The following is a 13,246-nucleotide window of genomic DNA, read 5'->3' on the forward strand; positions in this document are numbered from 1 at the left end:
TCCGAAAAGTTTATCCGTAATTAGCTAACGACTTCTGTTTTGAATTTCCAATCGCGTACATCTGTGAAATGACCTTCGATCGCAGCAGCGGCAGCCATTGCCGGCGATACCAGATGCGTACGTCCTCCGCGGCCTTGACGACCTTCGAAGTTACGGTTGGATGTCGAAGCACAACGTTGTCCCGGTTGCAGGACGTCAGGGTTCATTGCCAAGCACATACTGCACCCTGCTTCGCGCCATTCGAATCCGGCTTCGCGGAATACAACGTCCAGACCTTCTTGTTCCGCTTGCAGCTTCACGCGTCCCGAACCCGGAACGACGATTGCTGTTACGTTTTGCGCAACCGTGTAGCCTTTGGCAATCTCGGCAGCCGCTCTCAAATCTTCAATCCGTCCGTTTGTGCACGAACCGATAAAGACATAGTCAACTGGGATTTCAGACATTTTCGTACCTGGAACCAGATCCATGTACTCCAATGCTTTTTCAGCCGCGCGGCGCTCATTCTCTGTCGTGAAGTCGGCTGGATTCGGAACAACCGAATCGATGTTCGTTCCCATACCCGGGCTTGTACCCCAAGTCACCTGAGGAATCAGTGTATCGACATCGAATTCTACGATATGGTCATACGTTGCGCCTTCGTCCGTCACAAGATTTTTCCAATCTTCGACAGCAGCCTCGAAAGCGGCACCTTGCGGCGCATATTCGCGACCTTGAATATAATTGAATGTCGTTTCGTCCGGTGCAATCAGACCCGCTCTTGCTCCACCTTCGATCGACATATTGCAGACGGTCATCCGTTCTTCCATCGTCAATTTGCGAATCGATTCGCCTGTGTATTCCAGTACGTAACCTGTTGCAAAGTCTGTACCATACTTAGCAATAACGCCAAGAATCATATCTTTTGCCGTAACGCCCGGTTTGCGATTGCCGATAAAACGAACTTCCATCGTTTTGGATTTCGCTTGCTGCAGACATTGCGTCGCCAGGACGTGTTCCACTTCGCTCGTACCAATACCGAACGACAAAGCGCCGAATGCACCGTGCGTAGACGTATGGCTATCGCCGCATACGATTGTTTTGCCCGGATAAGTCAGTCCCAGCTCCGGTCCCATAACGTGCACAACGCCTTGATCGATCGTATCGAGGTCAAACAATTTGACGCCGAAGTCTTTACAGTTTTGGCTCAACGTATCGATTTGTTGCTTCGAGATCGGATCTTTGATATTAAAACGATCCGTAGTCGGTACGTTATGATCCATCGTAGCGAATGTGCGTTCAGGACGACGAACTTTACGATTGCTCAGACGCAGACCTTCGAATGCCTGTGGCGACGTCACTTCATGGACCAGATGCAAATCGATATAAAGGATAGACGGCTTGCCTTCTTCTTGATGAATCACGTGATTTTCCCAAATTTTCTCATACATCGTTTTTTTACTCATCTGTTTCACCCCGCTACTGGATTTAAAACCGCCGACTTTTTGCAGCTGGTTTTGTTAGTAGGTTAAATATAACATGGTCATGTCTCATTGTTCCAAGATATAATAACTATAATCCTAATAGGTTATGCCTATAGAGCGATCTTGATCTTTTTATTAAAAAGGAGCCTGAACAGTCATGGAATTGAGACAACTTCAATACGCGCTTATGATTGCCGCCGAACACAACTTCTCCCGAGCCGCGGAAAAGCTGCATATTGCCCAACCTTCATTAAGCCAACAATTGTCGAAGTTAGAAAAAGAACTCGGCGTTCTGTTATTTCAGCGCAATACAAGTACAGTAGAACTCACGCACGCCGGACGCGAATTTATGAAACGCGCACAACGCATCATTGATGAAATGGATCTGCTTCGCGTCGAAATGGAAGATATTTCGCAACTACGCAAAGGGCATATTACGGTCGGCAGTATGCCGATTACCGGCTCGCATCTGCTCCCTCATGTTCTTCCGACTTTTCGTAGCGGCTATCCGGGCGTTGCCGTCACCCTATTAGAAGACACTTCGCTTCATCTGGAACGGTTGACGGCAAATGGGAAGACCGATATCAGCCTTCTTTCTCTCCCTCTCACAGAGCCGACGCTTGATTACGAACGGATTACCGACGAGCCGATCGATCTTGCTGTTCCGCCAGGTCACCGTTTAGCCCTACATGCCGATTCCACTTCTATAACAGGTATCGATATCAAAGAACTGGAACATGAACCTTTTATCATTTTGAAGCAAGGGCAAGGTTTTCGGAAAATGGTCCTCGATCTATGCCGGGAAGCGGGTTTTGAACCTCAAGTCGTGTTTGAAAGCAGCAATATGGAGACCCTCCAATCGTTGGTCGCTGCCGGAATGGGCGTGACGCTCGTTCCTCGTTTCGTTGCTCGCTCCAAACACAGTTCGCTTCTGCCTGTATATATCCCTTTGGCAGAGCCGGTTCCTTATCGGACATTAGTGATCGCTTACCGCAAAGGCAGGTCGCTTTCTCAGGCTGCTCAAGCTTTTATCGATACGCTGCGCGTAACAATGAGCGGAATCTCGCGTTCTTAGCGCACCATGATCCAGCTTCATGCTCCGATTCGGAAAAGCGTCGCTGCGATATTTCGTTGCTTCATTAAAATTACGGCTTTTACAAAAAGCGTTCGCCGTGCTATTCTAGGAAAAATGAAATGTAACGTCGCAATGACGGGACCAGTAAGAAAGTGTCTCCCTTCCAGAGAGTAGATTCCGGTACGATTGTCTACGCAAACTTCGGTGTTTGTCCAGAAAATCGTCGGCTGTGAGAATTTACGGGCAAGATCTTTCCGAAGCCTATCCCCGAGCAATCCGAATGTCCAAATTCGGACGGTTCCTCTCCGTTAACGGAGGTTGAAGTGGGACGGGCAAAACCCGTCAATCAAGGTGGTACCGCGGAAGCTCTTATTCGGCTTTCGTCCTTCGTGTAGCTTAAGCTATGCGTGAGGACGAAAGCCTTTTTATTTTGCTGTAGACAGAAAGAAGGAGATTGAATGTCCAAACGTATCGTTGTCAAAATCGGCAGCAGTTCGTTAACCGGCGATCAAGGCGGGCTGAATCGTGAAGCGATTGCCTACTTCGCAAGCGAACTTGCCGGGCTTTATAAATTAGGTTATCAGCCTTTACTCGTGACTTCCGGGGCTGTTGCTGCCGGGTTCCGTGCGATCGGATATACGGAACGTCCCAAAAAACTGCACGAGAAACAAGCTTCGGCAGCAGTGGGACAAGCTTTATTGATGCAAGCTTATCAAGAAGCTTTAGCTCGTGATCAAAGAGTCGCCGCACAAATTTTGCTAACCCGTACCGACTTTCATAGTCGCAAACGGATCGGAAGTGCTGTGATGACCATCGAAGAGTTGTTGGAACGCGGAATTTTACCGATTTTTAATGAAAATGATACGGTATCCGTCGATGAATTAAAATTCGGCGATAACGATACCCTCTCTGCTCTGGTCGCCAATCTGGTCAAAGCTGATCGATTGATCATCTTGACCGATACCGACGGACTGTATAGCGCTGATCCGCGTCATGATCCTTCGGCGTTCAAATACGAAGTCATCGACGAAATCGACGATGACATTTACCGCATGGCTGGCGGCTCTGGCAGCAGTGTCGGAACCGGCGGGATGCGTTCGAAGCTAGATGCCGCTCGTATCGCGACTCGCGGCGGTGTTCCGGTATTTGTCGGCCGTGCCAACGAGTTAGGCGATTTGAAGCAAGCTGCCGAAGGCGGCGGCAAAGGCACGCATTTTACAACCAAACTCGCTGCAATGCCGGTCAAAAAGCAGTGGCTCGGTTATCTATCGCGTCCGTTAGGCGCACTGGTTGTCGATGCCGGAGCGCAGCGCGCGCTGATCGAAGAAGGTCGTAGCTTGCTTCCCGTAGGGATCGTGTCTGTAGAAGGGCAATTCCACGCCGGAGACGTCGTCGAAGTTCGTGGAGCCGGTGGCGATATGATCGGACGCGGCGTCGTGAATTACGATATAGAAGATTTGCAGAAAGTCTGCGGTCTATCTGGCACTCAAGTATTGGAGACGTTAACTGTCGTAAACCGACTTGAAGCGATCCACCGAGACGAGTGGGTATTACTGCGATAAATCTTGATTGCTAAAGATTGTATGATCAAAGGAGGACTATTCATGAATCAGTCAAGTGAAGTCGTATTGAAAGCAACACGTGCCGGCGAGGCTGCCAGAGGTCTTGCGACATTATCTACGCAGCAAAAAAACACAGCTTTGCTTGCAATGGCAGATAGGTTGGTTGCCGAAGGAGCTTCGCTGATCGAAGCGAACCGCGAAGACTTGGAGCGTGGACGCGCGAACGGAACGAGCGAATCACTACTAGATCGACTCATGCTTAATGAAGATCGGATCGGAAGCATCGCCGATGCACTGCGTCTTGTCGCTGAGTTACCTGATCCAACGGGTCAAGTCCTAGAGCAGATTGAACGTCCAAATGGACTTCGAATCGAAAAAGTCACTGTACCGCTTGGGGTAATCGGAATCATCTATGAAGCTCGTCCGAACGTTACCGTCGATGCTGCAGCGCTTTGTTTGAAAACAGGGAATGCGGTCGTGCTGCGCGGCGGTTCCGCGGCTCTATCGACGAACAAAAAGATTGCCGAAGTGCTACGCAGTGCGTTGTCGGAAACCGATGTGCCTTTTGAAGCGCTGCAAGTGATCGAAGACTCTTCTCGATCTTCGGTTGATGAGATGCTCAAATTAAACGGTCTATTGGATGTAATCATTCCACGCGGCGGTCGTTCACTGATCGATAACGTCGTACAGAACGCTACAGTCCCGGTCATCGAGACCGGCGCAGGTGTTTGTCACACGTACATCGATGCTTCTGCTGATGTGGATATGGCGACGCAGATCGCGATCAATGCCAAAGTACAGCGTCCTTCCGTCTGCAACTCGATGGAGACGCTCATTATTCATCAAGACTTCGCGCAGAAGCATTTGCGGAGTCTGGCGAATCAATTCTTAGAGCAACATGTAGAATTACGCGGCGACGAATCGACTTGCTACATCGTACCGGAAGCAAAGCTTGCGACCGAAGAAGATTATGCAACCGAATATAACGACTATATTCTTAATCTTAAGATCGTCTCGGATCTGGATGAAGCCGCTGCGCATATCGCGAAGTTCGGCACGAAACATTCCGAATGTATCGTAACTGAAAATGATGAACATGCAGTCCGCTTCTTGAATGAAATCGATGCCGCAGCTGTCTATCATAATGCGTCGACTCGATTCACGGATGGATTCGAATTCGGATTTGGCGCCGAAATCGGAATCAGTACGCAAAAATTGCATGCCAGAGGTCCTATGGGATTGCCAGCGTTAACTTCGTCGCAATACCGGATTTACGGAAACGGACAGATTCGCAACTGATCCCTATTCAAATAAACATTCAAATCAATAAATTGAAAGGAACGGTGATTATATGACTTCACCTTCTACACAAATTCAAGAACGTATTTGCTTTTTCGGAGCAGGTTCGATGGCGGAAGCTGTCGCGCGAGGTCTAGTTGAAGGTTCCGTCGTTTCGCCGGAGTCGATCACTTTTTTGAACCGCAGCGATCAAGCTAAGCTTGACGGTCTCAAGCAACGTTACGGTACGCCGGGTACCAATGATCCTGCCGAAAAAGAACAAGTCTTGCGGGACTCTTCGATCGTCATTTTGGCAATGAAACCGAAAGACGCTGCTGAAGCGCTCAATCAGCTCGGTACGCTGATCCAGCCTCAAACGGTCGTAGTATCGATGATTGCGGGTCTATCGATTGCAACGTTACGCGGATTGCTTGGACAGCCTCAGCAACCGATTGTGCGTACGATGCCGAATACGTCAAGCGGAATCGGTCTTGGTGTAACCGGGATGAGCTATTCCGAAGGATTATCATCGGAGCAAAAGCAGACTTCGCGCTTGTTGTTCGAAGCTGTCGGAATCGTCGTCGAAACCGAAGAATCGAAGATCGACGCTCTGACCGGGATTTCAGGTAGCGGCCCAGCTTATGTGTACTACATGATGGAAGCTTTGATCGAAGCGGCAAAACTCGGAGGCATGACCGCTGAGCAAGCTCGCGATATGACGATTCAGACCGTGCTGGGCGCCGCTGAAATGGTTCGTCAGACAGGTGAGGAACCTGCTGAACTTCGCCGAAAAGTCACTTCGCCGAACGGCGCGACTCAAGCCGCGATAGCGAAGCTTGACGAGAGCGACTTCTACGGGGCTGTCGTTCGCGCGGCGGCACGTTGCTCGGAACGTTCCGCAGAAATGGGACAGGACTTAGAGAAGCAAGTCAAAGCATAAAATCGTTGACGAGAGAAAAACTTTGTAGCTGAGATTTGTTCGGCGATCTTAGTCGCTGCGGGCGGGATTGGTTTCGGTCGCTTATTGCATAGGGGAAGCCCGATTGGAATTTTTAAGGAGGCTTCCCCTATGCAAAGGCGATCGCTGTCGCTCCTTCACTCAATCCCGCCCTTCGCTTACGTTGGAGGGTTCGCTTTTCTTCTTTAAGGGGAGAGTGAGGGAATATAAGAGAGAAAAAAGAGCCGTTCTCCACATTAAGGGGAGAACGGCTCTTTTTTTATTTTTAAAGCTCTAAGTTTGCGAAGGGCTAGCGAAGTATGGGAGGGCGAAATTCAGTGAAAGACGCCTTTGAACTTGGCAAATACAAATAAAAACTTCGATCTATTTTCCGAGTGAGACAGCGACTTGAACGAATTTCGCCCGAAGCGTCTTCTACCGCTCCCGCTAACGTTGCCCGCGGAATTTCTGAGAATACGCCCGGACATCTTCAGGAGTACGGACGCGGTTGCGGCTCCACTCAAGAAGGATCCGGTCGATATAACGGAAATGCAGTTTGCCTGCAAAAACCGCTTCTTTGAGAGCTAGTAAGATTAGTTCTTCTGGATAGCGATCTTGATCGATCCAGACGGAGATCGTTTCACATTCCATCGGAGACAGCGGACGGGCAAATTCTTGTTCAAAAATACGGAACAAGTTATCGACCGTCTCTGCTTCTTCTTCGGCAACGACCGGACGTTCGGCGCGGCGCTGATTACGGCGCTCCTCTGCCAAACATTCGGCAAGGCGTTCATATAGACCCACCAAGTTATACCGTTCGTAGCGAATACCGGAAGGTGTTTCTTCGTCTTCATGAATCGCAAGAAAACCTTCTTTGATCAGACGTTGCAGTTTGCCTGCAATATCGCCTGTTCCAAGCCCTGTTCGCTCTTCCAATTCTTCGAGGGTTGGGAAATCATTTAACTCCGCTTGTCGGAATCCAATAAGCTGAATCAGCAACATCGTATCTTCCAAACTGAGTTCCATCTTACGGTAAAAACGCAACAGGGCGTGAGGAAGATGAACCTGCGGCGATTCCATCGCATGAGAGACACCCATTGCCCAAGTCTTCCAAGCTTCGTCATTCACCCGCTTGTTCCTCCTTCCGCCTGCATATTCAACTTTTCGCAGCATGCGTAAAGCGCCTTACGGATACAGGCGATACAACATGCGCGGGAACGGAATCGTTTCGCGAACATGATCCAGACCGCAGATCCAAGCTACTGTACGTTCCAGACCCAGACCGAATCCGGAGTGAGGAACCGAACCGTATTTGCGCAAGTCCATATACCATTTGTACGCGTCGGACGTCAGATTATGCTGAGCAAAACGTTCTTCCATCAACGCTGGATCGTCGATCCGTTGCGAACCGCCGATGATCTCGCCGTATCCTTCTGGTGCGATCATGTCTGCGCACAGTACCACTTCTGGACGGTTTGGATCAGGCTTCATATAGAAAGCTTTGATCTCAGCCGGATAGTGGGTGATAAAGACCGGTTTGTCGTAATGGTTCGCGATTGCGGTCTCATGAGGCGCGCCAAAGTCTTCGCCCCACGGAACTTCGAATCCATTGTTGTTCAAGAATTCGATCGCTTCATCGTAAGTGATACGCGGGAACGCGCCCGTCACTTGCTCAAGCTTCGTTACATCGCGCTCCAACGTTTCGAGTTCTGCTTTGCAGTTCGTTAATACGGACTGCACCACATGGCTTACGAATTGTTCTTGGATTTCCAGACTTTCATTCAGATCAACAAACGCCATTTCCGGCTCGATCATCCAGAACTCGATCAAGTGACGACGAGTTTTCGATTTTTCTGCGCGGAATGTTGGACCAAACGAATAGACTTTGCCAAGCGCCATTGCAGCAGCTTCCATATAAAGCTGACCACTTTGCGTTAGATACGCATCTTCGTCAAAGTACTTAATATGGAACAATTCGGTTGTTCCTTCTGCGGAAGATGGCGTAAGGATCGGAGGATCCATCAGCGTAAAGCCGCGCGTATCGAAAAATTCACGAACCGCACGCACGATTTGTGCACGCACGATCATGACTGCACGCTGCTTAGGTGAACGGAGCCACAGATGGCGATGATCCATCAAGAAATCGACGCCATGCTCTTTTGGAGTAATCGGATAATCTTCAGTGAGATGCAAGATTTCGATTCCGGTAACGGTCATTTCAAAGCCGGATTTACTGCGCGGCTCTTCACGAATAATACCTGTTATATACAGCGAACTTTCTTGCGTCAGACTTTTAGCATCATTCCAGATTTCTTCCGAAACTTCGCTTTTTACAACAACGCCTTGGATATAACCGGTTCCGTCACGGAGTTGTAAAAATTGGATTTTACCGCTAGAGCGTTTGTTATTGACCCAGCAGCCGATTCGAACCGTCTCGCCCACATGGGCGCTGACGCCGCGAATGTCTGTTTTGTTCGACATGAAAGTCAGTCCTCTCCTGATAAGTTACGCTTTGTTTTCTTCCACGATACGGAATGTATCGCGAGCGATCACAAGCTCTTCGTTCGTCGGAACGACGAGTACTTCCACTTTAGAATTCGGTGTGGAAATACGACGTGCGTCGCCAGAACGGATTTTGTTCAACTCTTCATCGATTTCGATGCCGAGGTACGATAAGTTTTCGCAGACCACTTTACGCACGATTGCCGAGTTTTCGCCGACACCCGCTGTAAAGATCAATACGTCTACGCCGTTCATCGCTGCGGCATACGAACCGATATATTTACGCAGACGGTATTCGTACATTTCGAATGCAAGCGTCGCATTAGCGTCGCCTTTTTCCCATCCGTCCGTAATATCGCGCATATCGCTGCTCACGCCGGAAATTGCAAGCAATCCGCTGTGTTTGTTCAACATCGAATTCACTTCGCTTACGCTCAGTTCTTCTTTATTCATCACATACGGTACGATCGCTGGATCGAGGTCGCCTGAACGTGTGCCCATCATCAGACCTTCAAGCGGAGTCATGCCCATCGAAGTATCGACAGAAACGCCGCCTTGAATCGCTGTCAAGCTACCACCGTTACCGATATGCGCCGTAATCATTTTCAGATCTTCGATCGGCTTATTCAAGAATTCGGCAGCCGCAAGACTTACATAATAATGCGAAGTGCCGTGGAATCCATAACGACGCACTTTATATTTGCTGTACAAGACGCGAGGAATCGCGTACAGATACGATTTTTCAGGCATTGTTTGGTGGAACGCCGTATCGAATACGACAACCTGTGGAACGCCTGGCATATTGATTTCCGAAGCTTCGATCCCCATTACAGCCGCAGGGTTATGCAGCGGAGCCAGATCGATCAGCGCACGGATATTTTTTTTCGCTTCTTTGTCCACCAGTGCGGATTCGTTGAAGAACTCGCCGCCGTGTACGACGCGGTGTCCGACTGCATTGATTTCATCGACGCTCGACAAAACACCGTGTACGCCGTCTGTCAGTTTGTCGATAACTTTACGAATCGCTGTGTTGTGCTCCAAAATTTCGCTAACTTCAACGACTTCGTCTTTGCCGGTTGGTTTATGCGTCAAAATCGAAGAATCCATCCCGATTCGTTCAACCAGACCTTTTGCCAACACAGATTCATCTGTCATGTCATACAATTGGTATTTCAGCGAGGAACTCCCCGAATTGATTACGAGAACTTTCATAGTCTGTCACCGTCCTTGTCGTACTTGAAGAAACCTTCACCTGTTTTTGTACCTAGCTGCCCTGCGCGTACCATCTTTTTCAAAATGATCGCCGGACGATATTTGATATCGCCGTACTCGCGGAACATCCCTTCGAGTGCCGCTTGTACCGAATCCAGACCGAAACGGTCGCACATTTCAAGCGGACCGCGGTTGAATTGATATCCGATACGCATTGCATCATCAATATCGTCTGCGGAAGCTACGCCTTCTTCAAGTACATGCAAAGCTTCATTAATAAGAGTGCAGATCAGACGAGTCGTTACGAATCCTGGAGACTCATATACCGTTACGCCTTTTTTATCCAATGTTTCTTCCACAAAATGTTTCGTCGATTCGAAAGTAGCATCTGACGTTTTCAGACCACGAATCATTTCGACCAGATTGATCGAAGCTACCGGATAAATAAAGTGCATGCCAATAACGCGCTCTGGATGCAGTGTAGAACTGCCGATTTCAGTCAAGCTGAGCGCGGATGTGTTACTAGCAAGTGTGATATGACTTGGGCATACTTGGTCAAGCTGAGCGAATACCGCTTTTTTCGCTTCCAAATCTTCCGAGATCGTCTCGATAACCAGATCGCAAGAACCTAGCTCCGCGAAGTGAGTCACTTTCGAAATTCTCGACAATGTCAGTTTTTTCTCCGCAGGCGTAATGCCCCATTTTTCTAACTTTTTATCCAGGCTCGTTTCGATCATGCTGTATGAGTAATCCAGCTTGTCGTTATTTTTTTCTACGAGCAGGACATCCAGTCCTCTGGACGCAAGCATCTCTGCGATGCCTTGTCCCATAACGCCGCCACCGACGACGCCTATTTTTTTAAAATTCATCTCGTATTCATCCTTTCTGGTCTCTCGTGCAAGATTGTCCACTCCTACAGTCGACATGAGTATCTTGCTTTCCCAACATCTAATCATATCTTAGCATAACCGAAATGTAAAAAAGAAATTGCAATTTAAAAATATTCGAAAATTCCGAACAAATCGTGAACCTTGACGAAATTCGCATTGTCGACTGTACACGGACACTTCTTTTTACCCATTTCGCAAGCTTGTACACGACAAAAAGAGAACTCCTGACGTGCAGGAGCCCTCGATCTTGATCACTTTCACTTGCCTTCAATCATTTAAGCCGGCAATTGAGTCAATTCACGAAATTGTGCGCGGAATTGTTCACCAGAAAGCACTTCTTCATGCATCAAAATATCGAGTGAACCATCAAAGACTTGACGGTAACGTTCCAGTTCATTTCGGGTTGTTTCCGTTAGAGCACGCAAAATTTTATCGTTATGCTTCATCAATTCTTCTTGCGTCAGCATTTTGAGACTCACAATACCCAGATCGGTCAGACCGGATACGATCATATTTTCAACCAAATCAAGCGCTTGTTCGAAGTCTCCTCGCGAGCCTGTGCTGCGACCGCCGTAATACAATTCTTCAGCTGCCGAACCTGCAAGTGCGATCATAATCTGTTCTTCAAGGAACTGCTTCGTATACAAGTATTGTTCTTTTTGCGGGTTATGACGCACGTAACCGAGCGCTTGTCCGCGTGGGCTAAGCGCGACCTGGCTTACGCTTCCCGGGCGCAAAACTTCTGCCATAATCGCATGTCCAAGTTCGTGAATCGCAACGCGGCGTTTTTCGTCTGCACTCGTTTCGCGGTCTGTTTTTTCACCCAACATCACTTTGTCGATCGCACGCGATAAATGCTGCTGGTTGATCACCGCTTCTTTTTCGCGCATCGCATAGATTGCCGCTTCATTCATGACGCTCTCAAGCTGTGCGCCGGAAAACCCATAAGCTTCTTCTGCAATACGATCCAGATCCGCTTCGGTCGATACAGGACGGCTTGTCGCATGTAGTTCCAAAATATGTTTGCGTCCTTTTTTATCAGGCAGATCGACTTGAATATGACGGTCAAAACGTCCCGGACGAAGCAGCGCCGCATCCAACATTTCTTTGCGGTTAGTAGCAGCAATTACCAAAATGCGCGGCTCGTCGTTGTTATAGATACCGTCCATTTCAGTCAGCAGTTGGTTGAGCGTCTGATCATACTCGCGCTGCTGTCCGCCTTCGCGCTTACCGCCGATAACATCAATTTCATCGATAAAAATAATCGCGCTTTGCTTTTTTTCTTGCGCTGCACGGTTACGGGCATCTTTGAACAAATCGCGAATCCGCCCGGCTCCGACACCGACATACATTTCGACAAAGTCACTGCCTGATGCGGCAACAAAGACCGAATCGGTATAATGCGCAGCAGCTTTTGCCATCAACGTCTTACCTGTTCCCGGAGGCCCTGTGAGCAAAATGCCTTTAAGTGGACGAATGCCGAGCTTTTTGATTTCTTCATGTTTGATCAAAAAATCCAAAGCTTCTCGAAGTTCTTGCTTGGAATTGTCTTGACCGCCGATTTGTTCGAACGTGAACTTCTCCGGCTTTTGATTTTTGCGTTTACGGTCTTGAGCTGCACCGACTGCCAAACCTCCACGCATTTTGAAAATAGCGAAAACGCCGACTCCGATCAATGCGATGATTGCGATTGGCATAATATTGACTCCGATTATGCCGAGAAAAATGATGAGTGCCGCTACAAAACCGATTGCAATTTCCAACGTCCATTTAGGCATTCGATTGTCCTCCCGTTCCGATCGCCGCAGTCAGCGGCAAAACAATATATTTGTTCGCTTTTTTGTCTGAAGAAGAACTTAAAGTCACGTATATATAGCGGTCATCCATATCGCTAGAAAGGGTATAGCCATTATTTTCATTTTGAATTTTCGATAACGTATTTGGAATTAACGTGTATTTTTTATTTGCCATCGCTTCAGCGACCGAGAACGAAGCTTGATTCCACAAATCTTCAATCTCTGGGGTAGAGTGATCGGCAATATCAAGTTTAATGCTTCGATTTTCGAATAAATTGCCTTGTTCTTTCGAAAGTTGAGCCATTAATCCACGAATATCAACATTTGATTCCAAATCAAGTTTCAATACCGCTTGCTTCTGGGTAATATGAGCTTGGGCGCTAGTGACGCCCGGGTAATTCACCAATATTTTTTCTACAGGACGTTCAAGCGCCATATGGCGATACATAAACCATCCTCCAAGCAGAAGGACCAGCGACAAGGTCGCGGTAATGACAGTAGGCAATATACGAATTTTCAATGGGCATTTCTCCT

Annotated in this window: 11 protein-coding genes; 4 read left to right on the forward strand and 7 right to left on the reverse strand. The window is 48.3% G+C overall.

Features of this window, described 5'->3' with window-relative positions; genetic code table 11:
- Positions 1 to 20: 20 nt before the first annotated feature.
- A complete protein-coding gene (gene leuC / locus NOM90_RS02665) occupies positions 21 to 1,442 on the reverse strand; it encodes a 3-isopropylmalate dehydratase large subunit (protein WP_255939810.1) in 1,422 nt (473 codons plus the stop codon).
- 175 nt (positions 1,443 to 1,617) lie between these two features.
- Here leuC and NOM90_RS02670 point away from each other — a divergent pair, with 175 nt between their 5' ends.
- The 4 genes from NOM90_RS02670 (at position 1,618) to proC (ending at position 6,315) form a co-directional block, all read left to right on the forward strand.
- A complete protein-coding gene (locus NOM90_RS02670) occupies positions 1,618 to 2,535 on the forward strand; it encodes a LysR family transcriptional regulator (RefSeq protein WP_255939812.1) in 918 nt (305 codons plus the stop codon).
- Between the two features lie 458 nt (positions 2,536 to 2,993).
- Positions 2,994 to 4,097 (forward strand): glutamate 5-kinase, encoded by a 1,104-nt coding sequence (proB, locus tag NOM90_RS02675; protein ID WP_255939814.1) that lies wholly within the window; start codon positions 2,994 to 2,996, stop codon positions 4,095 to 4,097.
- Between the two features lie 42 nt (positions 4,098 to 4,139).
- Positions 4,140 to 5,396, forward strand: coding sequence for a glutamate-5-semialdehyde dehydrogenase (locus NOM90_RS02680; RefSeq protein ID WP_255939816.1), 1,257 nt, complete (start codon positions 4,140 to 4,142; stop codon positions 5,394 to 5,396).
- Positions 5,397 to 5,448: 52 nt separating this feature from the next.
- Entirely contained in the window at positions 5,449 to 6,315 is an 867-nt protein-coding gene (gene proC, locus NOM90_RS02685; protein ID WP_255939817.1) for a pyrroline-5-carboxylate reductase, read from the forward strand.
- A 444-nt stretch (positions 6,316 to 6,759) separates the two neighbouring features.
- On the opposite strand, the gene NOM90_RS02690 is transcribed toward proC, so the two are convergent.
- The 6 genes from NOM90_RS02690 to NOM90_RS02715 form a co-directional block, all read right to left on the reverse strand.
- A complete protein-coding gene (locus tag NOM90_RS02690; RefSeq protein ID WP_255939818.1) occupies positions 6,760 to 7,440 on the reverse strand; it encodes a DnaD domain protein in 681 nt (226 codons plus the stop codon).
- A gap of 57 nt (positions 7,441 to 7,497) precedes the next feature.
- A complete protein-coding gene (gene asnS, locus NOM90_RS02695; RefSeq protein WP_255939820.1) occupies positions 7,498 to 8,793 on the reverse strand; it encodes an asparagine--tRNA ligase in 1,296 nt (431 codons plus the stop codon).
- Positions 8,794 to 8,817: 24 nt separating this feature from the next.
- Positions 8,818 to 10,026, reverse strand: a complete 1,209-nt coding sequence (locus tag NOM90_RS02700) for an acetate/propionate family kinase (protein ID WP_255939821.1) — start codon at positions 10,024 to 10,026, stop codon at positions 8,818 to 8,820.
- Positions 10,023 to 10,895, reverse strand: coding sequence for a 3-hydroxyacyl-CoA dehydrogenase family protein (locus NOM90_RS02705; protein WP_255939822.1), 873 nt, complete (start codon positions 10,893 to 10,895; stop codon positions 10,023 to 10,025). The genes NOM90_RS02700 and NOM90_RS02705 overlap by 4 nt, the downstream gene beginning before the upstream one ends.
- A gap of 296 nt (positions 10,896 to 11,191) precedes the next feature.
- Entirely contained in the window at positions 11,192 to 12,694 is a 1,503-nt protein-coding gene (locus tag NOM90_RS02710; protein WP_255939823.1) for an AAA family ATPase, read from the reverse strand.
- A complete protein-coding gene (locus NOM90_RS02715; protein ID WP_255939824.1) occupies positions 12,687 to 13,232 on the reverse strand; it encodes a hypothetical protein in 546 nt (181 codons plus the stop codon). Before NOM90_RS02715 ends, NOM90_RS02710 begins: the two co-directional genes overlap by 8 nt.
- Between the last annotated feature and the right edge of the window lie 14 nt (positions 13,233 to 13,246).

This window comes from Saccharibacillus sp. JS10 (assembly GCF_024436065.1).
Lineage (GTDB): Bacteria > Bacillota > Bacilli > Paenibacillales > Paenibacillaceae > Saccharibacillus.

Bases quoted from the DNA above. Each gene is read 5' to 3' on its own strand.
- NOM90_RS02680 (WP_255939816.1), top strand. From the start codon at position 4,140: ATGAATCAGTCAAGTGAAGTCGTATTGAAAGCAACACGTGCCGGCGAG.
- NOM90_RS02710 (WP_255939823.1), bottom strand. From the start codon at position 12,694: ATGCCTAAATGGACGTTGGAAATTGCAATCGGTTTTGTAGCGGCACTC.
- NOM90_RS02705 (WP_255939822.1), bottom strand. From the start codon at position 10,895: ATGAATTTTAAAAAAATAGGCGTCGTCGGTGGCGGCGTTATGGGACAA.
- proB (WP_255939814.1), top strand. From the start codon at position 2,994: ATGTCCAAACGTATCGTTGTCAAAATCGGCAGCAGTTCGTTAACCGGC.
- leuC (WP_255939810.1), bottom strand. From the start codon at position 1,442: ATGAGTAAAAAAACGATGTATGAGAAAATTTGGGAAAATCACGTGATT.
- proC (WP_255939817.1), top strand. From the start codon at position 5,449: ATGACTTCACCTTCTACACAAATTCAAGAACGTATTTGCTTTTTCGGA.
- NOM90_RS02700 (WP_255939821.1), bottom strand. From the start codon at position 10,026: ATGAAAGTTCTCGTAATCAATTCGGGGAGTTCCTCGCTGAAATACCAA.
- NOM90_RS02670 (WP_255939812.1), top strand. From the start codon at position 1,618: ATGGAATTGAGACAACTTCAATACGCGCTTATGATTGCCGCCGAACAC.
- asnS (WP_255939820.1), bottom strand. From the start codon at position 8,793: ATGTCGAACAAAACAGACATTCGCGGCGTCAGCGCCCATGTGGGCGAG.